The organism is Elusimicrobiota bacterium, assembly GCA_016182905.1.
In the GTDB taxonomy this organism is placed as follows: Bacteria; Elusimicrobiota; Elusimicrobia; order UBA1565; family UBA9628; genus GWA2-66-18.
Genome location: JACPFR010000003.1, coordinates 1 through 26,563 on the forward strand (window position 1 = coordinate 1; position 26,563 = coordinate 26,563).

Sequence of the window (26,563 nt, forward strand, 5' to 3'; positions counted from 1 at the left end):
GCGCTATGCCGCCCCCACCCGCGGCATATCACCGGCGAATATTCATCCACAAGCTGGATTTATCCTGATTTTCGCACTACACTGCCACCTATAGCCAGTATTCATTCCGGCGCTATACCGACCAACACAATCACGCGTTCGACCGCAGAAGCTCAGTTACGGCAAAGGCATAAAGTTTGAACGGCAAACGGCGGAGTACTAACGGGAGTTTTTCGAAATGAGGATTGGAGCGGTTGGGCCTCGTTGGAAGCCAAGAACGGAAAACGGCGGCGTTGGCACCTGTCCTCGGTCGAACCATTGGCTTGACCAGACGGCGGCCTCGTTTGGCTGGACTGATGTAGCCGCCGCTGGTCAGCCTCTGCGTTATGTCTCAAAGCGAACCTCGAGGAGTTTCAAATGATAAAGCACATTGCCTTCACAATGTACTCCGTCAAAGATATGGCCCGCGCCCGTAATTTTTACGAGAAGAAGCTTCATCTCAAGCCTGCGGTTATTGGCGACCGCTGGCACGAATACCATTTAGGCAATGGCGCCTTCGCCATTACAACTGCGCTACCCGATCCGCAGTCGGCCGCAAACATCGCCTTTGAAGTTGACGACCTCGACAACGAACTCGCCCGCCTGCGCAAGGCGGGCGTGAAAATACTCAATGACGACATCGAATCGCCTGTCTGCTGGATGGCCGTCATCGCCGATCCTGACGGCAACTCCATCATATTGCATGAAAAGAAAAACTAATTCAGAGGTATTCAGCGTCGTAAAGGATTGAGCGCGGCGCCTGGCGATAGTTATCCACTCTATCCACGAGAATTCCGGTAAAAACTGTTGTCAACAACAGTTTTGCGCCGGCTTGTGGACGCCCAGATTGCCGCCTCATTTCCGGTAAGCATCCCGCCTGAGCGCCAGCGCGACCATCATAACGGTCCGGCTCCCGTCGTCGACCTGATAGAATGCCCGCCAATCGCCCATGCGCCAGCGCCAGGTCTCGGGCAGATATCCGCGAAGAAGCCTCGCCTGCGGATGATCCCGGGGCGCGCGTCTAAGATACGGGTAAACATAACCGCTCAGCTTGCCGGCGAGACGAGCGCGCCGGGAGGCGGGAGCGCCCGCGAGATCCTCGAGGAAGGCGGCCGTTTCGAAGACGCGGTAGTCAGCCAATCATGCGGCCGCGACGGGCTTTCGCGTCGCGCGTGCCCGCGCGGATGCGCCGCATGAGCGGCGCGTCGCGCAGGATCCCCCGCTCCTCTTCCTCATCGACATATGCGCCCTCCAGATGGCGTTTCGCCGCCGTCTCGATCATGTTCGAGAGCGTGCGGTTGTCGGCCTGGGCGCAGTCGCGGAAGAAGGCGTAGGTCGCGTCGTCGAGACGAAGAGTCACCGTTTTGGGCATGATGTGATTGCGTTCGTTTGTATTCATATATATTCTAACGGGACTCCCGGGTTCCGTCAAGGCCCTCCCCTTAACATACGATCGAGGGCCCCGAATTGTTCCCTGCGCGTGGCTACCAAAGGTTGACCAAAACCCCGCGCGAGCCCCTCCGGCCGCGATAGAACCGTGCCGCGCGCAAAGCCCTCGACTTCTAGGGCTTGCGGCGGGCCAGGTTCTCGGCGATCAGCGCCTTGACTTCCTCGGCGTCGCGCGCGACGCGCTTGAGCTCGAGGGCGCCCAGCTTCTGGGAGCGGATCTTCTCCCGCACCCAGGCCATGATCTGGAGCTTGTCCTTCTCGGTGATGTTCGGGTAGTCCCGGTGCTCGGGGTCGACCGCGATCTCCTTGAGGAGCTCCTTGGTCATGCGGTCGTCGTACTTGTGGTAGGCGAGCGCGAGGTCGTCGAGGGCCAGCTCGGCCTCGTCGGCGCGCAGCTCGACCTCCCGGCGCTTGTCCTGAAGGACGAACAGGCGCTGGTAGAGGGCGGCCAGGGCCATGTCCTCGGCGTCGGCGGCGGCGGCCCGGGCGATGGCCATGCCCTGGTCGATGGAGGCCTCGAATTCCACGGCGTGAAGGGGCGCGGCGGCGGCCAGCAGCACGACGAGCAGGATCGGTTTCATGGACCGATTCTAGCACAGGGATCGCCCGACTGTTTCCAGGAACAGTCGAAAAACTATCGATAATCACTGTTCCCGGGAATAGTGATCATCAATAGTTAATCCATTGCGCCCCCGCGATTTTCCCCTTACAATTCCGACGTGGACCAATTTGCTAACCTTCCCCCCATGAGGGCCCTTTTCGCCGCCGCGCTCGTCCTGCTCGCCGTCCACGCGGGCGCGGCGACGCCGTCGAAGGTCAAGCGCGGCAACCTCGAGATCAAGGTCAAGGTCACGGGGACCGTCATCCCGGACGACATCTTCCGCATCAAGGCGACGATCGAGGGCCGCGTCGAGAGCGTGCTGACCTCGACCTACGTCTGGCGCGGCGCCGACCAGCCGCTGGCGTTCCTCGCGCACAAGGAGCTCGCGGCGATGCTCGACTCCAAGGGCTCGCAGAACGTGGACATCCTCGAGGACCGCTGGCAGCGGGTGTACCGGCCGACGGCCGCGCGCTGCCCCGACACCTGCTTCATCCTGAAGAACTTCCTGAAGGCGAAGACGTGGGTGAAGCCCGAGTCGGTGATGTTCGAGGCCGCCGGGTCGCTCAAGCTCGTCGCGCGCGTGCGCCCCGAGGACGCCGCCTGGATCCGCGACGGCCAGGACTTGGTGTTCTGGCCGGCCGACGACCCGAAGCGGCGCCTGCGCGGCCGCGTGACCAAGTTCATCCTCGACATCCAAGGGGAGAAGGTCACGCCGGGCGCGACCTTCACCTTGGTCATGTCGCCCGACCGCTACTTCAACCCCGGGACCGCGTGGGAAGGAGAGATCGTCCCGCTGTCGAAGAAGGACGTGCTCTTCGTCCCGACCGACGCCCTGATCAGGGAGGGCGGCGTCACCTACCTCCCGGTCCGCGTCTCCACCGGGATCACGACGCAGGGGCTGACCCAGATCACGGCCGGCGTCGAGGAGAAGCGCGACGTCCTCGTGCTCGACGACGCCCAGCTCCACGGAGCGGCGCGCCACAAGCAGGAGGCCGACCTCGAGGCCCTTAAGCGGCGCGCGCGCGCCCAGCAGGGCGTCGAGGAGCCCGAGGCGCCGGCGCTCGGGCCCGCGGCCCCGAACGGGAAGAAGAAGAGCAAGCACGCCACGGTGATCGAGGACGACACCGATTACGGGGAGGATCCGTATGCCGAGCCCCAATAAGCCCAACATCGCGCCGACGCGGCGCGTGCTCGCGATCGTCCTGGCCGGAGGCAAGGGCGAGCGCCTGCATCCCCTGACCCACGAGCGCTCCAAGCCCGCCGTGCCGTTCGGCGGCAAGTACCGCATCGTGGACTTCGTGCTCTCGAACCTCGTCAACTCGGGCATGCTCTCGATCTACGTCCTGGTGCAGTACATGTCGCAGAGCCTCATCGAGCACCTGCGCTCCAACTGGCGGACCGCCGGCCTCACGCGCGAGCACTTCATCACCGTCGTGCCCCCGCAGATGCGCCTCGGCACGATGTGGTACCGGGGGACCGCGGACGCGGTCCGCCAGAACCTGAACCTGATCCACGACTTCGACCCCGACCTCGTCGTGGTCTTCGGCGCCGACCACGTCTACCGCATGGACGTCGGCCAGATGATCCAGCGGCACGTCGAGAAGGGCGCCGACGTCACGATCTCGACGATACCGGTCCCCCTCAAGAGCGTGCCGTCCTTCGGCATCGTGGAGACCGACAAGAGCGGCCGGGTCATGGAGTTCATCGAAAAGCCCCTCGCGGCCGACCCGATGCCCGGCAGCTCGACCCACGCGCTGGCGTCGATGGGCAACTACGTCTTCACGAAGGACGTCCTCGTGGACCTGCTCAAGAACCACCACAAGGACGAGAGCGACCTCGACTTCGGCAAGAACGTCCTCCCGGCCATCCTGAAAAGCCATAAATTGTACGCCTACGACTTCTCGACCAACGTCCTGCCCGGGCTCAAGGCGTACGAGGAGCAGGCGTACTGGCGCGACGTCGGGACGCTCGGGGCGTTCTACCAGTCCAACATGGACATCCTGGGGGCGCGGCCGCGCCTCAATCTCAACAACCGCCGCTGGTTCATCCACTCGGGCCGCTACGACGGGCCGCCCGCCAAGGTGCTCGACGGCAAGCTGACGAACTGCATCATCAGCGACGGCTGCTTCGTGCGCAACGCGACGATCAAGAACTCGATCATCGGGCGCGGCGTGCACATCCACGACGGGGCGGTGATCGAGGACTCGATCATCATGGACTTCTGCAAGGTCCGGTCCGAATCCCACCTCAAGCGCGTGATCGTGGATCGCTTCAACGAGATCCCGGCCAAGCTCAAGCTCGGCTTCAACGCCGAGGAGGACGCGAAGCGCTACTTCGTCGACCCCAGCGGCATCGTCATCGTGCCCCGCGGCACGACCGTCCCGCGTTGAGCGCCCGCATACTCGCCGTCGACGACACCCCGGCCCTCCGGGCGCTGCTGCGGCTGTGCCTGACGAGGGGCGGCTACCGGGTGGACCTCGCCGAAGAGGGGCGGACCGCGGTGGAGATGTTCCTCGCCGGGAGCTACGAAGCGGTGGTCATGGACATCCAGATGCCGGTGATGGACGGCCTTTCGGCGGTCGCGCGCATGCGCGAATGGGAGAAAGGCGAGAAGCGCGCCCCGGTCCCCATGCTCGCCCTCACCGCGAACACGGAGCCCGCCGACCTGCGCAGATGCCTCGAGGCGGGGTTCACCGCGACGATCCGCAAGCCGTTCGGGCGCGAGGAGCTCCTGGCCGTCGTCGCGCGCGAGCTCGGCGACGCGCGGGCGCCGGCCGCCGCCGGCCGCATCCTCGTGACGGCCGACCCCGAGTTCGCCGACCTCATCCCGACGTTCCTCGACAACTGCCGGCGCGAGACCGCGGCGATGAAGCAGGCCCTCGAGCGCGGGGATTTCCCGGCGATCGCCGCCGCGAGCCACAAGCTCACGGGCGCGGGCGCGAGCTTCGGGTTCCAGCCCCTGAGCGAGGAGAGCCGCCGCGTCGAAGCCGCGGCGAAGTCCGCCGACGCGGCGGGAGTGCAGGCGCGTCTCGAGGCGATCAGCCTCTATCTCGAGAAGGTGAGCGTGGTCTACCCGTGAGCGAAGAACGCAAGCCGTTGATCCTGAGCGTCGAGGACGACGACAGCATGCGGATGCTGATCGAGCGCATCCTCGTCAACGGCGGCTACGACGTGCGCCCCTTCCCGGACGGCGGGTCGGCGCTCGAATGGCTGGAGACCGGCCGCCCCGACCTGATCCTGACCGACGTGATGATGCCGGGCACGACGGGCCACGAGTTCTGCGCCCGGCTCCAGGCCGACCCGGAGCTGGCCCTGATCCCCGTCATCTTCCTGACCGCGCTGGACACCGCGCAGGACAAGGCGAAGGCGCTGGCGGCGGGAGCCGTGGGCTTCCTCACCAAGCCCCTCGACAAGAAGGCCCTGCTCGGGGCCGTCGCCAAGCACGCCCGGACCAAGGGCCGCTGGGACGGCCTGAAGGAGGGCCTCGTCGCCGCGGCCTGGGCGCCGGACGCGGAGCGTCCGCGGTTCGCGACCGTCCAGCTCGCCGCCGCGTCGGCGGGGCTCCCGTATCTCGCGAACATCAACCCCGAGACGATCCGGCTCGGGGTCCTGCCCGCCCCTTTCTGCCGCAAGAACCAGGTGATCGCGATCGAGGACGCCCGGGGGCCCGCCTTCGTCTTGGGCGATCCTTTCAACCGCGAGCTCCTCGGCCTGCTCGGCCGCTACGCCGAGGGCGCCGCGGTCCGCGTCCTGGTCACCGACCCGGCGAACATCGCGATGCTGCTCAAGCGGCCCGACAAGGACCGGCTCAGGTCCCGGCTGGGCTCGGATCTCGAGGAGGTGTCCATCGCGGAGATCGCGGCCAACATACTCGACAGCGCCGTCTACGAGCGCGCCAGCGACATCCACATCGAGCCGAAGAGCGACGCGACCGTCGTGCGCTTCCGCATCGACGGCGACATGCGCGAGGTCTACCGGCTGAAGACCAAAACGGGGCTGCAGCTGATCACCCGCTTCAAGGCCCAGGGCCGCCTCGACATCGCCGAGCGGCGCAAGCCCCAGGACGGGTCGATGGAGATCGAGATCGACGGCCGCGCCTTCATCCTGCGCCTGGCCACGACCTGCACGCCGGCCGGAGAGAGCCTGATCCTGCGCCTGCTCGAGCCCTGGGCCAAGGCGAAGCCGCTCGAGGAGCTCGGGATGTCCCCTCAGCAGGTCAAGCACATGGTGGACTTCGCCCACCGCAACCACGGCCTGATCGTCATCGCCGGGCCGACGGGCTCGGGGAAGACGACGACGATCTACAGCCTGCTCCAGCACATCGACTGCAGGAAGCGCAGCCTGATCTCCGTCGAGGACCCCGTCGAGTACCGCATCCCCAGCGCCAACCAGCAGCAGGTCGACGAGAAGGCGGGCCTCACCTTCGAGGCCCTGCTGAAGTCGTCGCTGCGCCAGGACCCCGACATCCTGTTCCTGGGCGAGATGCGCGATCCCTTCTCCGCGAAGATGGCGATCGACTTCTCGAGCACCGGCCACCTGACGATCAGCTCCGTCCATACGACGAACGCGACGACGGCGATCTTCCGCCTCGAGCGCATCGGGATCACGCGCGGGGCGATGGCCGACAGCATCCTGGGCGTGATCGCCCAAAAGCTGCTCAAGCGCCTGTGCCCGCACTGCAAGACGACCGGGCCGGCGACGGACGAGGAACGCGCCTGGTTCGCGCCGTTCACGGACGACATCCCGGCCCTGATCGCGCGCCCCGCCGGCTGCCTCAAGTGCGGCGGCACGGGCTTCTTCGGACGCGAGGGGATCTACGAGATCGTGAAGTTCTACCCCGAGATATCCGACATGATCCGCCGCGACGTCCCGATCTCCCAGATCCGGGACTTCGCCCGCCAGCGCGGGGACATCCTGATCACCGACCATGCCGTCGAGAAGGTCCGCGCCCTGATCTTCGACGCCCGTAACGTCTACGAGAACGTTCTGCTGGAGGAGTCGGAATACCGCAAAGCCCCGAAGTCCGGCATGGGAGGCGCGACTCAGCCCGTCGGCACGGCGCCCGCGCCGGCGATCGCGCCGAAGCCGCGATCGAAGCCCGCCATCATCATGGACGCCGGAAAGGCAACGGCAAAAATACTCGTCGCCGAGGACGACGCCGACACGCGCGGGCTGATCCAGCGCGTGCTCGAGAACCAGGGCTACGCCGTCGCGACCGCCGCCGACGGCGTCGAGGCGCTCGCCCTCCTGGCCGCGGGGACCTTCGACCTCATACTCTCCGACGTCAACATGCCGAACCTCGACGGGCTCAAGCTGATGGAGATGAAGGCGCAGAAGAGGATCGACACGCCCGTGATCTTCTTCACGGCCGAGGAGGAGGGCGAGGCCCAGGCGCTCGCGCTCGGGGCCGAGGACTATATAAAGAAACCCGTCTCGAAGGACGTGATCGTAGCCCGCGTCCGCCGCGCGCTGGACCGCAATAAAAAATTTTAGGTCTTGACAATATGTAAAGTATTCTTTACACTTAGTAAAGAGTACTTTACCAATGAGCCCTAAACAGCCCCGCCTCAAGGTCTCCAACCGTCTGCGCGTCCTGCGCGCCGAGGAGTCCATCACCCAAGAACAGCTCGCCGCCGACGTCGGCGTCACGCGCGTCACTATCAACTGCGTCGAGCGCGGCGAATACCTGCCTTCGCTGGAACTGGGCCTGCTCCTCGCCCGCCGCTTCGGCCGCACGGTCGAGGAAGTCTTCATAGTGGAGAGGGAACAAAATGAAAAAGATCGCCCATAACCTGCACAAGGCCGTCCTGACCTTCGCCGCCTGGGGCTGGCCCATCGTACTCGTCGACGCCGCGCTCGAGCTGCTCGCGGGCTCGCCGCAAGGCGCTTGGCGCGACGTCCTCAACAGCGTCTCCTTCGCCTGGATCCTGTGCGCTCCCGTCTGGCCGGTGACCTGGCTTCTCGACCGGGAGCGGCGCGAGGTCGCGATGGCCCGGCTGTGCGGCCTGCGCGAAGGAGACGAGCGCGAACGGACGGTCACCGGCGAGGCGGCGCGCTCCGCCCTGCTGCTGAGCCTCGCCCTTCAATCCATCATGCTCGTGCTGAGCTTGACGACGGTCCGCGTCGTCTATGATCCGGAGAGCAAGGAGACGAAAAAAGGCGCGCTGTCGGCCGGCCTGGGCTTTTCTTCGGCGAGGCATCTCAATCCCTTCGGCGCGCCGCTCGAGGAGCAAGACCCCGCTCCCCGCGGCGTCAGCGCCGGCGGCTACCTGCTCGCGCCCGCCTGCTTCCCGGTTCTGGCCGTGCTCATCCTCGTCCAGCTCGCGGCCTTTCGCGCCTACGCGGGCCGGCGCTATGAAGGGATCGAAGCTTAGTTTTATCGTCCTCATGTCCGCCGCGTCAACGACTGCGGCGGCAGAACAGCGCACTGCGCTATTCTGTGGGAGCGGGAAGCTCGATTTGGCGTGTCCCTCGCTCGCTCCGTCCTCGCCGACAAAAGCGCCGCTGCTTGGGTTCGAGCCCCTCGAGCCGCGGAACGCGCATCAAGCCTATGTTATCCGCTTTGGCGAGGGGAGAAACAAGGACGCCGAGCCGCGCTGAGTCGTGCAGCTCGGATTCGTCTTCCATCAGGTCCTGTTTTGGGCCGCCGTTGCGTCCGTTCTACTTTAATAAATCGACCCCAGATAAGCTGGCGCGGGACAAAACGGCTGAACTTATCCCCATTACCGCCAGCGCTGGAGGTAATGGGGATAAAGAGTCGAAGACCATCTGTTTGTGATTTATCAGCGTGAAGTTTCACGGCATCCCGAAGGTGCGCAAAAAGATAATCCCGACCGGCGTCCAGCGTGTGCTTATGGCGATGGTTGGTCATCGAATCCGAATAGAGTCCCGTGGTAAACATCTGATCTTTGCAGCAGGTGCCAACGCCGTTACTGTGCGCCTAGGCATGACTGGCAGATTCCAAGTTCAGGCCGTCCCTGAGCGATATAGGCCGCATCACTTCGCGACCTTAGCCTGGGGCGATCGGCGATGTTTTTTTCTGGACTTCCGGCGATTCTCGCGCATGACGACCTCTGCGCCGGCTCGTGGAGTAGCGTTGGGAGGCTTCTCCCCAATTAGACGCTTCTTCCTGTCCCCGATATCCGTTCTTCGGCGCGCGCTGAAGAGCAGCCTCCACGGCTTCGACTCGAAGCCGCGCGTAACATGGCTGCTGAATCACGGCCAGCACTCGGGCGTCGGCAACTACATCGCCAATGAAGCTTTGGGAATCCTGCGATTGTCACCATTCCAGCCGTGCAAGGATGAGCGCGAAGCTCTCTCCTTGCTCCGGACCTGCCAGAAGATCGCAAAAGAGAGTTACCGCTACGGAGGCACGTCTTTCGGCATCGGCTACTTCAGACTCGACGGCTCAGAAGGGCGCTTTGCGGCGCGCCTAAAGTTTTATCGAAAAGCATCGAGCTCACGCGTGGTGTTCCGGGGGCGACCGGTGTACTCGCATTTCGCCCCCCATCCGTGATCGTAGGACCTCGCAACTGTGCGAGGTGGAGCGGCCGGCGGACCGACCCGCCTAGCGCGGCCGCGCGCGCCCCCTTTCGGGGGCCGACCCTCGCTACCTTTTCTTTACTCCCAATATTCCGCGCGGAAGGCGGCTCTGGCTCGTGAAAGCCGGGAGCTGAACGTACCGGAAGGAATTCCGAGTTATGCCGCCGCCTTCCGATACTTCATGCTTCGCCTAGACGGCCCCGGGATCTAATTCTCATGGGCACGGTATGCTGAAACTGTTTTTAGCGCGTCGCGCAAGACATAGGACGCGAAGCGATGCAATGCGCGGTGCTGTTCTTTGAGCCTTTCAACGAAGCCTTTCGTCAGCATAAATGGATTGGTCTGCCATGACGCACCATGCTCAACGATCTTGTAGCGGATGATCGCGCCCTTCCGCTTTAGCCATTCGAGGCAAAGCCGGGTCGAGCAGGCGCTGAGCCACGCGTCGAATTCGTCTCTAAGGATCTTGTACCCAGGCGACTTCGGGTGGGTCATGAGGGCGAAGAGCACGAGGGGCTTCGAAGCGTCATTCGGGTAGTCCCAGATCATGGCTTCGATCTCGGCGTCATCGAGGAAAGCCAAGGAGTCGTTCTTGCCTCTGGTGGATGCTCGCTTCGCAAGCTTCTGGACCAGTTCTGCCTGAAGTCGGCGGAGGTGCTGTGGCGTCATTAGAATAGAAAAAGGGCCGGGTCGTGAGTGCCGGTGTCATTCTTGGAAATCGTGCTCAAGAAGAAGTTCCGGATGGCTTCTTTCTTGGATTCCGGCATCCGGTCGAAGTATTCGGGGTTGAGGACGAAGTTCTCGCAGCAGCGCAGCAGAAGACGCGACAAAGCGTACTTCTGGTAGTCCCCCGTCGCGGCCGAGACCTCGGCGTGGAGTTGCCTCGCCTGCGGCGCTTCCCCCGACAGATAAGAGAACACGGCGACGACGTCCTCGTCGCGCGGGAAGACGTTGACCGCGATGCGGGCGACATCCTCGTCCGTCCGGATGGAATCATCCGAGGTCAAGGAGTTGACGGCGACCGTCGCCGCCTGCTTCGGAAGAACGATGACCTCGTGAGACACCGCCGAGAAATCGCCCTTGAGGAACGCCAGGTCGTATTTCGTCTTGTAAAGATGCGTGACGTAGGAGGCCATGAGACGCTCCGTGGCGAACATCCCCGGCGGATCGGGCTGTCCCTTCGGCGAGAGGCCGAGCTCGACTCGCTTCATGTAGATGCGTTGCAGGCGAGCGGCCCACTCCATGATCGTGTGGAGTTCCTTCAAAGCGGCCCGGTAGGCGAGCAGGAATAAGTGGCGCTCATTAGAGATGTCGATGGCGGCCGTCTCGATGGGCCGGAATATCTCGGCGTCGTGCGCGGCGCACAGCCCCGTGAATGTGGTCGCTTGATTCCGCCCTTCCTCTGCGAAGTCGAGAGTCGCGTTGCCGTCGCGCAACACCCGTCTCATCGAGACGACGTGGCCGTTTCGAGAGATGCGGGCGAGCATCCCGGCATTCTGGATCGAATGGGCCTTGATCGCGGTTTGACGGCACTTCGCCGAGGGCTCCAGGCATTTGGTGAACTTCGCCTTCAACTGGGCAAAGGAGTAGGCCTTGAGAACAGCCCACGAATCGGCGGCGATGCTCAAAACCGGGTGCCGAACGTGAAGCGGTGGGCGCTGCCGAGTTCCCCCATCGTGACCGCGGCGTAGTCGAGGCTCCAGCGCTGGTTGTTGAAGCCCACGCCGAGCGTCAATCCCCGGGCGGCGTCGAAGTTCGAGCCGCCGGGAACCCGGCTGAGCGTCGTATAGCCGCCGCGCAGGAAGAGGTTCTTGACCGCCTGGAACTCGCCGCCGATGCCCGCGTCCGAGCCCGCGCCGCGGGGCCCGTTGACGAACTCGGCCGCGACGGCGTGGCCGCCGGCCAGCTTGTAGGCCGCGCCGAGGGCCAAGCGCAGGGGCAGATCATTGCGCTCCGAGTCGAACTTGAGGCCGGGCCCGAGGTTGCGGATGGCCGCCCCAAGGATAAATGAGCCGAGCGGCTTGCGCACGCCGGCGTCGAGCGCGAAGGTCTGCGCCTCGGCCGAGCCGATGTGCGTGCGCATGTACTTGACCGTGGCGCCGAGGTCCGCGAGCTCGGTCTTGCGGCCGTAGCTCATGCCCACGACCGCGTCCGAGGCCTCGAATCCGCTGGTCGGCCGACCGGCGGCGTCGCGGCCTTCGATCGTCGAGTGGCTGAGATAGCTCAGCGAGGCGCCGAAGGTGCCGTTGGACGTGGGATGCGCGTAACCGAAGAACTGCTGTCGTGTCTTTTGCGTCAGCTCGGCGTGGCTGACCGTGACCTCGCGCTTCTCCAGGCCCGCGATGCCGGCCGGGTTCCAGTAGAGCGAGTTGGCGTCGGCGCCCAGCGCGGTGTACGCGCTGCCCAGCGCCAGGGCTCGAGCGCCGTCGCCGACGTTGAGGAACGCCGCGGTCTCGACGGCGCCGGCCGCGGGAGCAAGAAGCAGGAACAGGGCGGCCAGCCTCGTGATTGTGCTCACTTTACCACCCCGATCTTGCCGCTGCGGTGAATGTCCCTCTCGCCGGACTTTTGGGCGGTGATGACGTAGGCGTATACGCCCGAGCCGATGCCGGAGAGGTCCCAGACGTGCTCGTAGGTGAACTGGGCTCCAAGACCGTTGCCGTCGTCGAACGCGCCCAGGTTGCGGAAGTTGGAGGAGGAGTGGACCTTGCGTCCCGCCACGTCGTAGACGTTCACCTGGACCGAGTCGGCGAGGCCCGGCTGAATCCGGATCGTGACCGCGCCCACGCCGCGCGCGGGGTTCGGGAAAGCGTAAGCCGCCTTCACGCCGAAGCTCGCGTCGGCGGCCAAAGGCGCGGCCGCGGTGGAAGTGTCGGTCCCCGTGTAGACCTGGTAGAGCGAGAAGTGCGTGGTCTTGGCCGTCACGGTGAGGCTCTGCTTGTCCACCGTCGAGTCGAGCTCCTCCCAGGCCTTCGTCTTGGGGTTCCAATAGTGGACCCTGAGGTCCGCGTCGGCGGCATTCTGCGCCGCGAGCAGCTCCGGGTTGTACGGGATGGTCAGAGTGACCGGCTTGTCGAACTCGGCGCCGTGCGGCTGGAACTCGACCGGCGGGGACGCGACCTTCATATTCTTGTCGTCCGCGCCGCGCCGGCTTTCGTCGGCGACCGCCGCTGTCGGCGTGCTGACGGAGATCCTCAGGTCCTCGGGCAAGGCGTCGGGCGGGATGCTGACGGCGGCGCGGTCCTTGCGCTCAACGAGGCCGCCGTCCTCGCGGTCGATGACCTCGCGCGCGATGTTGTCGTCCTCAGGCCCCTGCGCGGGCGCGAATACGGTAGCGCTGCCGTCGGGCAGGCTGAACTTCTTGATCCGCACGTCGTTGCGGTCGGCGACGTAGAGCGCCCCTTCGGCGTCCATCGCCAAGCCGGTGGGCTTGCGCAGCTTGATGGAGGAGACGGAGCGCCGCTCTCCTGCCTCCCCGCGCCGTTTGCCGCCGAACGCGAGGTTGAGATTGCCCTGAAAGTCATACTTGAGGATGCGGCCGCTCTGCTGATCCGAGACCAAGAGGCACTTGCCCGACGGCGTAACCGCGATGCCGACCGGCCGTGCTGCGCCCCGGCCCTTGAGTCCTAAGACCGGCACCGTCATGAGGAGGCGGCCGGTCGCGTCGAAGGCCAGCGCTCGGCGTCCCTTGGAATCGGCGACGTAGATGTTGGCCGCCAAGTCCAAGGCGATGCCCACCGGCTTGCCCAGCCTGGGCCGTTCATCGTCGTCGTCCTTCGCCCCGCGCTCGTCGTCCCCTTCCGGGGCTTCCGGCGCAGCCGGGAGGTCGAAGGCCAACGTGAAGATGCCCGTCGAGGAGAACACCTGAACGCGGTGGTTGTCCGTGTCCGAGACATAGATATTTCCCGCCGCGTCGACGGCGATGCCGGAGGGGCTCTTGAATTCGGCCGGCCCGGCGCCAGCCGTGAACTCGACCTTGCGCTCGGCCTTGTTTTGATCGTCCCCGCCCTCGATCTTCCGGCGTCCGATATCGAGCATGACCTGGCCGGCCGGAGAGAGCTTGAGCACGCGATGGTTGCCGGTGTCCGCCACGAAGATGCTCCCCGCCGCGTCGACCGCGACCGCCGCGGGACGCTTGAGCCTGAGCGTTGAGGTCGAGGGCCGCGGATGATCGTCATTGGCCTCGTCGTTGCGCCCGCGCCCGCCGAAGGAGGCGAGGGCGGCGCCGGTGCTCGAGAACACCGCTACGCGGTCGTTGTTGCGGTCGGCGACGTAGATTTTCCCGTCGCCACCGACGGCCACCCCCTCCGGCATGTTGAACGTGTCGTGCCCGCCCAAGACGAGCACGGTCGCGGGATCGCCGACGAACACGTTGAGCGCGAGGACGGACCCGTTCTGCACGAGGTCGTTCGCGCTCAGCCTGAGCGTCTGCCAGCCGCCAAGCGTGCTCGCGTCCCAGACGCCGAGTGTGCCCGAGCTTACGGCAACCGTCCCCGAGCTGATGAGCGCGAAGCCCGCCGAGGCGTCCTTGCCCGGCGCGAACTCGAGCGTGTAGGTATGGAAATGGCGGTCCTGGGCCGTGCCGAGCACGGGAAACTTGCCTTTGAGCACGCGGCAGACGCCCGAATCGCAGGACGCCGGCGAGAGAAGCGCCACCTCGGGCGGCGTCGAATCAAGCAGCACCGTGCTCGACTTGATCGCTTCCGTGTTGAGGACGTTGTCGCGCGAGTAGAACTCGATGACCTTGTTCGCGTCCAGGCCGGCCATGCTGAAGGGCGTCGAGAACGTCTGGAAAGCGGCGCCGCCGGGAGCGAGGTCGGAAACCCGGTAGAAGGTGTCCTTAACGCCCGAGGCCACGTCGCTGATGATGGGATCGACGGCGTTGGTCGAGAACGGCGTGCGCGTGCTGACGAGCAGGCCTGTCGGCAGTTGGAACTGCGGCTGGCCGACGATAAGCGAGCTGACCGGCGGCGTGGCGTCGGAGCGGACCTGCAGCGTGCGGAGGGTCTCGACGTTGGCCACGTTATCGACGGCCCGGTACAGGATCGTGTGGCGCCCCTCGGCGAAGGTCAGCGCGGCGGAATAGACGGTGAACGGTCCGCCGTTGATCGAGACCTCAATTCGGCTCACTCCGGAGCCGAGCTGCCCGGTGGGCAAGGTGGGATCGACGGCGGAAAGCTTGACCGGCGTGGCCGGCGTGATGTAGTTGGTTCCGTCGGCCGCGACGAAAAGCGGCGAGTCGATGGTCGCCGAGCTGACCGGCGCCGTGGCGTCCGCGAAAACCGTGGTGCTGCGCGGGACTTCCATGTTCTGGACGCGGTCCTGGCTCTGATAAGCGATCAAGTGCGCGCCCTCGGGCAAGCCGAACGCGCCGGCGAAGGCCTGGAAGGCGCCGCCGTTATCCTGCCACTGCGTGAACGCCAGGCCGGAGGCGACGCCGTTGACTACGGGATCGGCGGCGGGCAGGGCGAGCCGTGTATCGGATGAGGCGTAGAAGCTCGTCGCGTCAGGCCCCGGGAACTGGCGGCCGCCCAGCACGGCGAGCGTCGTCAGCGGCGACGTGTCGTCGAGGGCCACCATAGTCGAGCGGGTAACTTCCACGTTTCCGACGTTGTCGGTCGCGAAATAGTCGAGCGTCTTGAGCCCGTCGGAAAGCGGCAGAGTGAACGGCGCGGCATAGGTCCCGAAGGGGTCGCCGCCACGGCGGAAGGAGATCTGCCGCACGCCCGAGGCGACGTTCAAAACGACCGGGTCCTGAGCCGACAGGGTCATCAGGGTCGCGGCCGCGACGATCACGGGCTGGCCCTGTCCGGGATCGAATTTCGGCGCGCCGATGGCCAAGGCGGACGCCGGTTGAGTGGCGTCGGATTGGATGTTGAGCGTGAGGATCGCCTCGACGTTGGCTACGTTGTCGATGGCGCGATACAGGATCGTGTGCCGCCCTTCGGCGAAGGTCAACGCCGAGGAATAAGCGGTGAACGGCCCGCCGTCCACGGCGACTTCGATGCGGTGGACGCCCGAGGCCACGCCCGAGACGGCCGGATCGACGGCCGTGAACGTGACGGGCGTCGCGGGCGTGATGTAGTTGGTCCCGTCGGCCGCGGCAAACCACGGCGCGCCGATGTGCGCCGTTGTCACCGGCGGCGTGGCGTCGACGAGGACCGAGGTCGAGCGCAGCACCTCCATGTTCAGGACGCGGTCCTGGCTCTGGTAGCCGACGGCATGAGCGCCTTCCGGCAAGGCGAACGCCGCGGTGAAGGTCTGGAACGCTCCGCCGTTATCCCGCCACTGCGTGAGAGCCAAGCCCGAAGCGACCCCGTTGACCGTAGGATCGACGGCGGGCAGCGCCAGCCGCGTATCGGAGGAGGCATAGAAGCTCGTCGCGTTCGGTCCCGGGAACTGACGGCCGCCCAGGACGGCCAGAGCGGTCGCCGGCGCGGTGTTGTCGAGGGCGAGCGAAGTGCTACGCGCGACTTCGACGTTCCCGACGTTGTCCGCGGCGAAATAATCGAGCGTCTTGAGCCCGTCGGGGAGCGGCAGCGTGAGCGGCGCGGCATAGGCCCCGAAGGCATCGCCGCCGCGGCGGAAGGATATCTGCCTCACGCCCGAGGCGACCTCTTGGACCTCCGGGTCCTGGGCGCTCAGCGTCAGCGGCGTCGCCGCGGCCACGAACACGGGCCGGCCGTCGCCGGGATCGAACTGCGGGCTGCCGATGGCGAGCGCTGAGTCGGGCACGGTCGCGTCCACGAAGACCGTGGCGCTCTTGAGCAGTTCAAGATTGCCGATATTGTCCTGGCTCTGGAACTCGACGCGGCGGACGCCCTCGGAGAGGCTGAAGGGCGAGACGAAGTTCTGGTACGCTCCTTGGCCGGTGCGATAGCGGGTGAAGGCGACACCCGACGCCACGTTATTGATCTCCGGGTCCTGAGCCGGCAGCGCGTAGGTGAACTGCGCCGGGGCATAGCTGCGTCCCCCCTCCGTGAAGAACGCGCCGCTGGGCGTGAAGCTCGTTATGGGCGGCGTGTGGTCGGATCGCAGGTCGAGGCGGCTCGTCGCCGATACGTTGCCGACGCGGTCGAGTGCGCGGAACAGGACGGTATGGCGTCCCTCCGGGAAGGTCAGCGCGGAGGCGTAAGCGGCGAATGCCCCGCCGTCGATAGCGACCTCGATGCGATCGACGCCGGATGCCACGGCATTAACCACGAGGTCGAAGGCGGAAAGCGTTACCGGCGTCGCCGGCGTGATATACCTCGTGCCGTCGGCTCCGACGAAGAACGGCGAGCCGATGGTGGCCGAGCTGACCGGCGCCGTTGCGTCGACAAGGACCGTCGTTGAGCGCAGCACCTCCAGGTTTTGGACGTTGTCTTGGCTCTGGTAGGCGAACAGGTGGGAACCTTCGGAGAGCGCGATGGGCGCGGTGAAGGTCAGGAGCGCGCCGCCGTTGTCCTGGTAGCGCGTAAAGGCCACGTCCGAGGCGACGTCGTTGACGATGGGATCGGCGGCCGGCAACGCGTAGCGCGTATCGAAAGAGGCATAGAACGTGCCGCTCAAGGGCGAGGACGCCTGCTTGCCGTCGATGACGGCTAGTTCCGTGTGCGGCTGCGTGGCGTCGGACTGGACGTTGAGCGTGCGGATCGCCTCGACGTTGGCGACATTATCCACGGCTCGATACAGGATCGTGTGTCGCCCCTCGGCGAAGGTCAGCGCCGCGGAATAGACGGTTAACGGTCCCCCGTCGATCGCGACCTCGATTCGGCTCACTGCCGAGCCGGGCTGCCCGGTGGGCAAGGCGGGATCGACGGCGGAAAGCGTGACCGGCGTCGCCGGCGTGATGTAGACAGTCCCGTCCGAGGCGATAAACTGCGGCGCGGCGACCGTGGCGGAGCTGACCGGCGCCGTGGCGTCGATGAGGACCGTCGTCGAGCGCGGCACCTCCAGGTTCGAAACGTTGTCCTGGCTCTGATAGGCGAGCAGGTGCGCGCCTTCCGGCAGGCCGAACGCCGACGCGAAGACTTGGAAGGCGCCGCCGTTGTCTTGGTACTGGGTCAAGGCCAGGCCGGAAGCCACGCCGCCCGTCACAGGGTCGGCGGCGGGCAGGCTGAAGCGCGTGTCGGAGGAAGCGTAGAAGCTCGCCGCATCGGGCCCCGCGAACTGACGGCCGCCCAAGACCGCCAGCACGGTCGCCGGCGCTGTGTTGTCGAGGGCGAGCGTGGCGCTCCTGGTGGCTTCAGTATTATCGACGTTGTCGGCTGCGAAGAAATCCACCGTCTTGAATCCGTCGGGAAGCGGCAGCGTAAACGGCCCGGCGTAGGTCCCGAACGCATCGGTCCCTCGGCGGAATGAGACTCGCCGTACTCCGGAGGCCACCTCTTGGAGCACGGGGTCCTGGGCGCTCAGCGTCAGCGGCGTCGCCGCCGCCACGAACACGGGTTGGCCGTTGCCGGGATCGAATTTCGGGTTGCCGACGGCGAGCGCGGAGACGGGCAAGGTCGCGTCCACGAAGACCGTGGCGTTCGTGAGCAGCTCAAGATTGCCGACGTTGTCCTGGCTCTGGAATTCGACACGGCGGATGCCCTCGGAGAGGCTGAACGTCGATACGAAGTTCAGGTATGCGCCTTGGCCGGTGCGATAGCGTGTGAAGGCGACACCCGACGCCACGTTATTGATCTCCGGGTCCTGCGCCGGCAGCGCGTAGGTGAACTGCGCCGGGGCATAGCTGCGTCCCCCCTCCGTGAAGAGCGCGCCGCTGGGCATGAAAGCGGTCGCCGGCCGAGTGTCGTCGGACTGCAGATCAAGCCGGTGCGTCGCCTCGACGTTGCCGACGCGGTCGAGCGCGCGGAACAGGACGGTATGGCGTCCCTCCGGGAAGGTCAGCGCGGAGGCGTAAGGGGCGAATGCCCCGCCGTCGATGGCGACCTCGATGCGGTCGACGCCGGACGCCACGCCGTTGCTCACCGGGTCGAGGGCGGAGAACGTCACGGGCGTTGCCGGCGTGACGTAATTCGTCCCGTCGGCGCCGACAAACAGCGGCGAGCCGATGGCGGCGGCGCTCACGGGTGCGGTGGCATCGACGAGAACGGTCGTGCTCCTGAGGACCTCGAGATGGCCGACGTTATCCTGGCTTTGATAGCCCAGAGCATGGCTGCCCTCGGCCAGTTGGAAGACGGACGCGAAGTTCTGGAACGGTCCTCCGTTGTCCTGATAGCGAGTTAAGGCGATGCCGGAAGCCACGCCGTTGACGACTGGATCGGCGGCCGGCAACGAGAAGCTCGTATCGGCCGAGGCATAGAAGCTGTTGACGCCGGAGCCCGCGGCTTGCCTGCCGCCGGCGAGAGTCAAAGCGGTCTGCGGCGTCGTAGCGTCCGAGCGGACGAGCAAAGTATGGACGGTCTCGACGTTGGCCACGTTGTCCACGGCTTTGAACAGGATAGTATGGAGACCCTCGGCGACAGTGAGCGCCGCGCCGTAGGGGCTGAAAGCCTCGCCGTCGATCGCGACCTCGATGCGGCTCACGCCGGAGCCGGGTTGTCCGGCGGGCAACGAGGGGTCGGCGGCGGACAAGGTGATCGGTGTCTCCGGCGTGAGGTAGATCGTTCCATCCGCGGCGATGAACCGCGGCGTCGCGATCGAGGCGGTGCTGACCGGCGCCGTGGCGTCGACGAGGACCGTCGTCGAGCGCGGCACCTCCAGGTTCGAGACGTTGTCCTGGCTCTGATAGGCGAGCATGTGGCTGCCCTCGGGCAAGGCGAAGGCGGCGGTGAAAGCCTGGTAGGCGCCGCCGTTATCCTGCCATTGCGTAAACGCCAGGCCCGATGCCACGTCGCTGGCGACGGGGTCGACGGCAGGCAGGCCGAAGCGGGTCTCAGGAGAAGCGTAGAAGGTCGCGGCGTTCGGCCCGGGAAACTGCCGGCCGTCGAGGACAGCCAGGGAAGTGAGAGGCGTGGTGTCGTCCGACTGCACACTGAGGGTCTGGGCGATCTCGATGTTGCCCACCGTATCGATGGATCGGAACAGGATCGTGTGCCGCCCCTCGGCGAAGGTCAGAGCGCCGGAGTAAGCCGCAAAGGGCCCGCCGTCGACCGCCACTTCCGTGCGCGACACCCCCGAGGCCACCGTGCCGACCGTCGGATCGACGGCCCGGAAGGTTACCGGCGTGGCAGGAGTGATGTAGTTGGTCCCATCGGGCGCGACGAAGAGCGGCTCGCCGGTCTCGGCGGTGGTGACCGGCGGCGTGTCGTCGGATTGGACGGTCAACGTCCGCGCGAGTTCGGTGTTGCCCACGTTGTCGACGGCGCGGAACAGGACGCTATGCGCCCCCTCGCCGAAGGTCAGCGCCGCGGTGTAGAGCGCATAGGGTCCGCCGTCGATCGATGTCTCGATGCGCTGCACCCCCGACGCCACGCCGTTGACCGCGGGATCGGCGGCTGAGAAGGCCACCGGCGTTGCGGGCGTGATGAACCTCGCTCCGCCCGCCGCGAGGAACAGCGGCGAGCCGATGGTGGCCGAACTGACCGGCGCCGTCGCGTCGACGAGGACGGTCGTCGAGCGCAGCACTTCCAGGTTCTCGACGTTGTCCCGGCTTTGATAACCCAGCGCGTGGCTGCCCTCAAGCAGGGTAATCGGCGCGTTGAAAGTCTGGAAGACGCCGCCGTTGTCCTGCCAGCGCGTGAAAGTGACGCCGGACGCCACGTTGCTGATCGCGGGGTCCGCCGCCGGCAGGGAAAGCCTCGTGTCGGAGGAGGCGAAGAAGCTCGCCGCATTGGGTCCAGGGAACTGCCTGCCGCCGATGAGGCCTAAGGCCGTGAGCGGCGCCGTGTCGTCCGACTGGACGTTCAAGGTCCGGGCGGCCTCGGCGTTGCCGACATTATCGAAGGCGCGATATTGCACCGTATGCCGGCCCTCGGCGAAGGTCAGCGCCGAGGAGTAAGCGACGAACGATCCGCCGTCGACGGCGACCTCGATGCGGTTGACGCCCGAGGCGACTCCCTGGACCACGGGATCGGCCGCCGTGAAGGCGACGGGCGTTCCCGGAGCGACGTAGTTGGTCCCGTCCGGCGCCGCATAGAGCGGCGCGCCGATCTGGACCGAGGTCACGGGTGCCGTGGCGTCGATGAGAACCGTCGTCGAGCGCAGCACCTCCAGGTTCTGGACGTTGTCCTGGCTCTGGTAGGCGACGACGTGGCTGCCCTCGGCCAGAGAGAACGCGGAGCCGAAGTTCTGGAGCGTGCCCGCGTTGTCTTGAAAGCGCGTGAAGGCTATGCCGGCGGCCACGCCGTTGACGACGGGATCGACAGCGACCAAGTCAAAGCGCGTCCCGGCCGAGGCGTAGAAGCTGGCCGCGTCCGGTCCGGGATGCTGCCGGCCGCCCTGCACCGCCAGGGAAGTCGCCGGTGCCGCGCCGTCGAGCGCGAAGGTCCTGGACTCGGCGGTCTCGCGATTGGCGACGTTGTCCTCGGCGAAGAATTCGACGGTCTTCAGGCCGTCGGGAACGGCGAGGCCGAACGAGCTTGTGTAGGTCGTGAAGGCATCGGACCCGCGCCGGAACGAGATGAGCCGCAGGCCCGAGGCGACGCCGCCGCTCATCGGATCGACTGCGGCCAAGCTGAGCAGCGTGGCTGGCGCGACGAACACGGGCTGGCCGCCGCCGGGGTCGAAGCTGGGCGCGCCGACCGACAGGCTGCTCGTCGGCGCGGTGGCGTCGACGTGGACAGTCTCCGTCTTGAGCGATTCGAGGTTGCCTACGTTATCCTGGCTCTGGAACTCTACCGCGCGCACGCCCTCGCTCAGGCTGAAAGCCGAGCTGTAGGTCTGAAGCCCTCCGCCGGTCCCGAACCGCGTGAAGGCCACGCCCGAGGCCACTTGGCTGACGATCGGATCTTGCGCGCTGAGGCTATATGAGAACGATGCCGGGGCGAAGTTGCGCGCCTCAGACACGAAGAAGTCGCCGCTGGCGGCCAGCGTCGTGAGCGGCGGCGTGGCGTCGGACTGGACCGTCAACGTCCGTGCCGTCTCGACGTTGCCGACCTTATCCACGGCCCGGAAGAGCATGGTATGGCGTCCCTCAGCGAAGAAGAGGGGCCCGCTGTAGCTGACGTAACCCGCGCTGTCGATGTTGACCTCGATGCGGTCGAGTCCCGAGGCGACGTCGGCCGCCAGCGGGTCGGCGGACGAGAAGGTGACGGGCGTGGCCGGCGTCACGTAGCGGGTGCCGTCGGCCGCGGTAAAGGACGGTGAGCCGACTTCGGCCGCGCTGACCGGCGCGGTAGCGTCGGACTGGACGCTGAGCGTGCGGGTCGCCTCGATGTTGCCGACGTTATCGACGGCGCGGTAGAGCACCGTGTGCCGGCCCTCGGCCAAGGTGAGCGGCGCGATCCGCGGCGCGAAAGGCTCGCCATCGACCGAGACCTCGATGCGCTGCAGTCCGGAGGCAACATCGGCGACGAGCGGGTCCACCGCCGAGAAGTTGATCGGGGTCGCCGGCGTGATGTAGTTGACGCCGTCCGCGGCCGTAAACAGCGGGGCGCCGAGCTGGACCATGGTGGAGGGCGGCGTGGTGTCCGAGCGCAGCTCGAGCGAGCGCGCGGCCTCCGTGTTGCCCACGTTGTCGACCGCGCGATAGAGCAGTTCGTGGCGGCCCTCGGCGAGCGCGAGAGCGGAGTTCACGGCCGCGAAGGCCGCGCCGTCAAGCGACAGTTCGACGCGGCTCACGCCCGAGCCCGCTTGGCCGCCCGGCAGCGCCGGGTCGGCCGCGCTGAAGGTCACGGTGCTCGCCGGCGTGACGTAGCGCGCCCCGTCAGCCGCGACGAAGAGCGGCGCTCCTACGCCGGCCGCGGTCGTCGGGGCGGTCGCGTCGACGAGCACCGTGCTGCTGCGCATCACCTCCAGGTTCTGAACCCGGTCCCGACTGCGATAGACCAAAGCGTGGCTGCCTTCAGGGAGACTCAAAGGCGTGGTGAAGGTCTGGAAGGCGCCGCCGTTTTCCTGGTACTGCGTCAACTCGACGCCCGAAGCGACGCCGTTGACCAGCGGGTCGACGGACGCCAGGCTGATGCGGGTCGCCAGGGAGGCATAGAAGGTGGCCGCGTCTGGGGCGGGGTATTGCCGGCCGCCTTCCGCGGCGAGCGTCGTCAGGGGAGCCGTGTTGTCCACGGCGACGGCGGCCGGGCGCGCCGCCTCGCGATTCTGGAGCGCATCCTCAGCGTAGAACGAGAGCGCCCGAGCGCCGTCGGCGTCCGCGCCGAGCGTGAACGTCGAGGTGAAGATCTGGCCCGAGGCCGGGGCTGGGTTCGTGAAGCGGCCGCGCAGGATCGCGTCCACATTCAGCTCCTGGAAGGATACGCCCAGGCCCGCGGCGTCGTTGGAGTTCACGAGATCGTCGATCGAAGAGAGCGTGAAGAGCGTGTCGCGGGTGACGAACAGGGAGCCGCCCGGGCCGCCTGAGGCCTGAGGCGCGCCGACGGCGAGCGTCGAGCGGGGCGCGAGCGTGTCGTGTACCACCTCGAAGGTGTCGCCGGCCGCCGCCGCGGCGTTCTGCACGAAGTCAGTCGCCGAGACGCGCAGCTGCCAGAGCCCGTCATCCAGGGAGAGCGGCTGCAGAGCCTGGCCGGAGGCGACCGCGACGACCGCGGGCCGCGCGCCGCGCGGGCTGCCGCGGTCCTGGATCTGTGTCAGGACGGCGCTCATAACGGGCGTGGGGTCGAAGTTGTCGGTCACCGTGAAGCTGACCGGAATCGTGTTCTTGGTGGCGACGTAGCTGCCCGCGCCGGGCGCCGTGATCGTGATGACCGGGGCCGTGGCGTCGTAGGTAATCGCGAGCGTCCGCGTCGTCTCGAGGTTGCCGACGTTGTCCTGGCTGCGGAACTCGACTGCGTGCCGACCCTCGGAGAGCGGCGCGAGCGGCGAGACGAAGGCGGTGAAGGGAGCGGTCGGGGCAGCGTCGAGCCGGTACTGCGTGAAGGCGACACCGGAGGCGAGCGCGCCGGGCAGCGCCGGGACGGGATCGGCCGCCGTGAAGGCCAGGCGCGCGCCCGAGGACACGAAGAGATCGCCGCCCGCGTCCGTGAACTCGAAGCCGCCGCTCAAGCCGCGCGCGGTCAGCGGCGAGGTCGCGTCCACCTGCAGTTCGAGCGTGTTCTCCGTCTCGCGGTTGCCGACGCGGTCCACGGCGCGGAAGAGCAGGACGTGGCGGCCCTCCGCGAAGGTCAGCGCCGAGGCGTAGGTCACGAAAGCGCCGCCGTCCACGCTGACCTCGAGGCGCTCGACTCCCGAGGCGACGTTGGCGACCGTCGGGTCTATGGCCGTGAGGCTCACGGGCGTCGCCGGCGAGATGAACCGGACGCCGGCGGCCGAGACGTAGAGCGGCGAGCCGACGCTCGCCGTGCTGACCGGCGCGGCCGCGTCTATGAGGATCGTGCTGCTCTGTGCGACCTCGGCGTTGCCCAGGTTATCGCGGCTGTGATAGTTCAGCGTGTGCGAGCCCTGAGTCAGCAAGAAGGGGGCGCTGTAGGTCTGGAGCGGACCGGTGTTGTCCTGGTAATGCGTGAGCGCCAAGCCCGAGGCTACGCCGCTGACCAAGGGGTCGGTCGCGCTCAGGCTGATGCGCGTGTCGGAGGACGCAAAAAAGCTGGCGGCGTCGGGGCCTGAAGCTTGTTTTCCCCCCACTGCGGCCAAAGCGGTTGCGGGAGCGGTATTATCCACCGCGACGGTGGAGGTTCTTTCGGCCTCGGTGTTGCCCGCCAGATCGGTGCTGAAGAAACGAATGGTATGCAGGCCGCTCCCGACTATTGTGAAAGAGGATAAAAAGGGAGCAAAGGCGGCGGCGTCGATGGCGTAGCGCGTCTGCGCCACGCCCGAGCCGCGCCCGTCGCCGACGACCTGCAAGTCGTCGGTGGCAGTGATGGAGAGCCGAGTGGTGGAAGTGATGAGCACCGGGGAAGCCGAGAAAGAAGGAAGCCCGATGTCTATAACGGATCTCGGAGGAAGGGCATCCTGGGTCTTGAAGAGAAGAACGAAGAAAGAGAGGCCGGACACGTCTCCCGATATCGTGTTCGCAACGAGGTCGATCGTCTGGTTCGTGATCGGGACGCTGCTCAAGGGAGATGTAGGCGTGTCGGCCTTGTAGATGGCCAAAGTGGCCACGTCCACGGTCGCGGGATTAAACTTGAACGTGACCCTCGCCGGCGACGAAAAGGTGTATGGGCTTGGAGTCAGTTCGTAGACGGAGCTCGCCGGGGAGAGGCCGCCGTCGAAAGCGATCTGTAGCACGCTGGCCGAGCTGTTTTGATCGGCCAATACGATGCTGACTGGAATAGGCGCCGCCATGCGGACAACGGTATCGAGGCTCTCCCTCACCGTGAAGGTCGGGGCAGAGGCGATATTTGAGCGTTCAGAGACGTTTCCGGCGGTATCGGCGGTCTTGAGGCCGAAGCTGACGGTCATCCCGGTCGGGAGCCCATCGATAGTCACGCTCTTCGACTGGCCCGAGGGGCCGGTCGCGGGAAGCAGAACGGGAGTCGCCGTGTTGTAATCAAATTGACCGGAATCGACCTGCGCCCACCGGATGTCATATTGGCCGTTGGTGATGGAGCCGGCGGAGCCGTCGTCGCCCGGCGAAGTCCAGGTGAGCCTGGCCTGGGTTTCACTGATGCCCAAGGCTGCTAGATCTAGGACGGTCGAGGGCGGTGTAGTGTCAGCAGTGATCGTCGCGCCCTGGGTCGCATTCGCATATCCTGCGGCCGAGGCCGTGATGAGCGGCGTGCCGGCGGTCGTGCTCCTGAGATAAAAGTTCGCCGAGCTTGAGCCCGCCGAAATCGTAATGGAAGCAACCGCTGAACCGCCGCAGCCTGACGTCGTGTAGAATTGCATCGTCCCGTCGCTTGATGTGAGAGACACGGGAGTGTTGGCTTGGACGTTCAGCGGGCTGCCGTTGGGGCTTTGAGACTGGATCGTCGCGAAAGCGGCCGAGCAGGCGCCCGCCGTCGCCGTCACCGCCGGAGTGGTGAACGCCAGTTTGGGGACGTTGATCGTTGCGTTCTGTGAAGCGTACGCAAAGCCGGCGACCGAGGCCGTGATCTCAGGCGCGCCGGCCGTCGTGCCTTTGAAATAGAAGCCCGCCGAACTCGAGCCCGCCGGAATCGTGATGGAAGCAACCGGCGAGCCGCCGCAGCCTGGAGCCGAGTAGAATTGTATCGTCCCGTCGCTGGACGCGAGGGTGACGAGACCTCCGGTGGTCGCAACGCCGTTTTGCGCGTTCCGCGTCTGCACGGTCACGGCAGCTGAACATTGGCCGGACAGCAACGTCTGCGGCGAGCCGGAGAACTCCAGGTAAGGGCTGACGAGCCTCTGCGTCGACAGCGAGGACGGCGCTTGCGCTCCCGTCGAGTAGGTCCAACCTGCGCCTCCGTTGAACGTGAATCGTTGCTGTACGAATTTCCCGCCGATGCTGCCTACAAAGAGGCCGCCGCTCAAGGGCTCCACTGCGAGAAAGTCGGCGGTGTTCCCTATGTCGACCGGCCCCCAAATCAAACTCAAGCTCGGGCTGAACCGATAAATGGAATTCCCTGCGCTGACGTAGACGGCCCCATAACCCGGGCTTGCGCTCGCATTGTCGACCGCTACGCCCGTCACCCTGGCAGTCAACGGCAACGCAAAGGTATCAAGAACGTTCCCATTTTGATCCAACCTGTATAAGAAGTTGGTTGGGAAAATGCCCGTGGTATTCCCACCCGCTCCATAGAAATTCCGATTGAAGCGGCTGAAGTCTCCACGTCCTCCACCGCAATCGGTGGAACGGACGCTCCAAGCGATCGTTTTTTTGAATATCTGCGTCCCGCTTCCGCTGTACTTGTAGAGCGCTTTATTGTTGCCGGCGACTCCGTAGAGGCTCCCATCGTTGTCCCCCACCGACAACGAAGGAACATCATCCAAGGTTAAGCTGACCGCGGAACCGACCGA

At 66.1% G+C, this 26,563-nt stretch carries 14 protein-coding genes; 8 read left to right on the forward strand and 6 right to left on the reverse strand.

Translation table 11 applies throughout. The features are described from left to right. The first annotated feature begins 396 nt into the window (after nucleotides 1-396). Nucleotides 397-738 (forward strand): VOC family protein, encoded by a 342-nt coding sequence (locus tag HYV14_00285; GenBank protein ID MBI2384428.1) that lies wholly within the window; start codon nucleotides 397-399, stop codon nucleotides 736-738. Between the two features lie 412 nt (nucleotides 739-1,150). Here HYV14_00285 and HYV14_00290 read toward each other — a convergent pair whose 3' ends face one another. Together HYV14_00290 and HYV14_00295 are read right to left on the reverse strand one after the other, a co-directional pair. After that, entirely contained in the window at nucleotides 1,151-1,390 is a 240-nt protein-coding gene (locus tag HYV14_00290) for a CopG family transcriptional regulator (protein ID MBI2384429.1), read from the reverse strand. A 190-nt stretch (nucleotides 1,391-1,580) separates the two neighbouring features. Next, entirely contained in the window at nucleotides 1,581-2,048 is a 468-nt protein-coding gene (locus tag HYV14_00295) for a hypothetical protein (GenBank protein MBI2384430.1), read from the reverse strand. Between the two features lie 165 nt (nucleotides 2,049-2,213). Here HYV14_00295 and HYV14_00300 point away from each other — a divergent pair, with 165 nt between their 5' ends. From HYV14_00300 to HYV14_00330, 7 genes are all read left to right on the forward strand, one after another. Next, on the forward strand, nucleotides 2,214-3,230 hold the full coding sequence (locus HYV14_00300; protein MBI2384431.1) for an efflux RND transporter periplasmic adaptor subunit: 1,017 nt from the start codon (nucleotides 2,214-2,216) through the stop codon (nucleotides 3,228-3,230). After that, a complete protein-coding gene (gene glgC, locus HYV14_00305; protein MBI2384432.1) occupies nucleotides 3,214-4,458 on the forward strand; it encodes a glucose-1-phosphate adenylyltransferase in 1,245 nt (414 codons plus the stop codon). The genes HYV14_00300 and glgC overlap by 17 nt, the downstream gene beginning before the upstream one ends. Next, nucleotides 4,455-5,147, forward strand: a complete 693-nt coding sequence (locus tag HYV14_00310; GenBank protein ID MBI2384433.1) for a response regulator — start codon at nucleotides 4,455-4,457, stop codon at nucleotides 5,145-5,147. Before glgC ends, HYV14_00310 begins: the two co-directional genes overlap by 4 nt. Then, nucleotides 5,144-7,561, forward strand: coding sequence for a Flp pilus assembly complex ATPase component TadA (tadA, locus tag HYV14_00315; GenBank protein MBI2384434.1), 2,418 nt, complete (start codon nucleotides 5,144-5,146; stop codon nucleotides 7,559-7,561). Before HYV14_00310 ends, tadA begins: the two co-directional genes overlap by 4 nt. A 52-nt stretch (nucleotides 7,562-7,613) precedes the next feature. Further along, nucleotides 7,614-7,859, forward strand: coding sequence for a helix-turn-helix domain-containing protein (locus tag HYV14_00320; protein ID MBI2384435.1), 246 nt, complete (start codon nucleotides 7,614-7,616; stop codon nucleotides 7,857-7,859). Continuing rightward, nucleotides 7,840-8,442, forward strand: a complete 603-nt coding sequence (locus tag HYV14_00325; protein ID MBI2384436.1) for a hypothetical protein — start codon at nucleotides 7,840-7,842, stop codon at nucleotides 8,440-8,442. Before HYV14_00320 ends, HYV14_00325 begins: the two co-directional genes overlap by 20 nt. Before the next feature lie 413 nt (nucleotides 8,443-8,855). Further along, nucleotides 8,856-9,584 carry a hypothetical protein gene (locus HYV14_00330; GenBank protein ID MBI2384437.1) on the forward strand — a complete coding sequence of 243 codons (729 nt, stop codon included), beginning with the start codon at nucleotides 8,856-8,858 and terminating at the stop codon, nucleotides 9,582-9,584. A 233-nt stretch (nucleotides 9,585-9,817) separates the two neighbouring features. Here HYV14_00330 and HYV14_00335 read toward each other — a convergent pair whose 3' ends face one another. From HYV14_00335 to HYV14_00350, 4 genes are read right to left on the reverse strand one after another with little or no spacing between them, the layout of a single operon-like run. Then, nucleotides 9,818-10,279, reverse strand: a complete 462-nt coding sequence (locus tag HYV14_00335; protein ID MBI2384438.1) for a hypothetical protein — start codon at nucleotides 10,277-10,279, stop codon at nucleotides 9,818-9,820. Then, nucleotides 10,279-11,238, reverse strand: coding sequence for a hypothetical protein (locus HYV14_00340; GenBank protein MBI2384439.1), 960 nt, complete (start codon nucleotides 11,236-11,238; stop codon nucleotides 10,279-10,281). Before HYV14_00340 ends, HYV14_00335 begins: the two co-directional genes overlap by 1 nt. Beyond that, nucleotides 11,235-12,128, reverse strand: a complete 894-nt coding sequence (locus HYV14_00345; protein ID MBI2384440.1) for a PorV/PorQ family protein — start codon at nucleotides 12,126-12,128, stop codon at nucleotides 11,235-11,237. Before HYV14_00345 ends, HYV14_00340 begins: the two co-directional genes overlap by 4 nt. After that, nucleotides 12,125-26,077 carry a hypothetical protein gene (locus HYV14_00350; GenBank protein ID MBI2384441.1) on the reverse strand — a complete coding sequence of 4,651 codons (13,953 nt, stop codon included), beginning with the start codon at nucleotides 26,075-26,077 and terminating at the stop codon, nucleotides 12,125-12,127. Before HYV14_00350 ends, HYV14_00345 begins: the two co-directional genes overlap by 4 nt. Nucleotides 26,078-26,563 lie beyond the last annotated feature (486 nt).